The sequence below is a fragment of the Herbaspirillum sp. B65 genome, assembly GCF_000333555.1.
Taxonomy (GTDB): domain Bacteria; phylum Pseudomonadota; class Gammaproteobacteria; order Burkholderiales; family Burkholderiaceae_D; genus Herbaspirillum; species Herbaspirillum rubrisubalbicans.
Genome location: NZ_BADI01000823.1, coordinates 1 through 1,175, shown reverse-complemented (window position 1 = coordinate 1,175; position 1,175 = coordinate 1). Strand labels below are relative to the sequence as shown.

The 1,175-nt window shown below is 62.3% G+C and carries 1 protein-coding gene; it reads left to right on the top strand.

Annotation, left to right across the window (positions count from 1 at the left end; all coding sequences use genetic code 11):
• The coding region (gene mutS / locus I5W_RS19670; RefSeq protein WP_044530495.1) for a DNA mismatch repair protein MutS at positions 1–1,175 on the top strand (1,175 nt) is incomplete at both ends.

Sequence of the window (1,175 nt, the reverse complement as noted above, 5' to 3'; positions counted from 1 at the left end):
CCTGCGCGTCGAATACAACAAGGTGCATGGCTTCTACATGGAAGTCAAGCACGGCCAGACCGACAAGTTGCCGGAAGACTATCGCCTGCGACAGACCTTGAAGAATGCCGAGCGCTACATCATTCCCGACTTGAAGGCCTTCGAAGACAAGGCGCTCTCTGTGCAGGAACGTTCACTGTCACGCGAGAAATTACTGTACGAACAGTTACTCAATGACATGAGCGTTCATATCGTGCGCCTGCAAGCCATTGCTCATGGCCTGGCCCAGCTTGACACCCTGGTGGCGCTGGCCGATCACGCCGTGCGCAACAAATGCTGCGCTCCGCAACTGGTGGCCGAGCCCTGCATCCAGATCGAACAAGGCCGTCACCCGGTGGTGGAAAACCAGATAGAGCGCTTCATCGCCAACGATTGCCAGCTCGCAGCAGAACGCAAGCTGCTCTTGATCACCGGCCCCAACATGGGCGGTAAATCGACCTTCATGCGCCAGGTGGCGTTGATCACCCTGCTAGCCTACGTGGGCAGCTTCGTGCCGGCCACCAGCGCCGTGATCGGGCCGATCGACCGCATCTTCACCCGCATCGGCGCCGCCGACGACCTGGCCGGTGGTCGCTCCACCTTCATGGTGGAGATGACCGAATCGGCGTCCATCCTCAACAACGCCACCGAACATTCCCTGGTGCTGATGGATGAGGTGGGGCGCGGCACCTCGACCTTCGACGGCCTGGCGCTGGCCTGGGCGATTGCCAAGCACCTGATCGACGTGACCCGCAGCTTCACCCTCTTTGCCACCCACTACTTCGAACTGACGCAGTTGCCGGACATCCATCCGAGTGCGGCCAACGTGCATCTGTCGGCGGTGGAGCACAAGGACAGCATCGTCTTCCTGCACGCGGTGCAAAGCGGCCCGGCCTCGCAGAGCTATGGCCTGCAGGTGGCGCAACTGGCCGGCGTGCCGGCGCCGGTCATCCGCGCGGCGCGCAAGCACCTCTCGGCGCTGGAAAGCCAGTCCATGCAGCCCACGCCGCAGTTCGATCTGTTCAGTTCGCCCGCCTTCACCGAACCGGCATCCGAAGATGAAGCTGAAGCTGAAGCACTGGACGATGAACGCACTACGCCCGAGGCGGTCCAAGCCGATGCGCTGGCGCAGGCGCTGCTGCAGTCGCTGCAGGCTC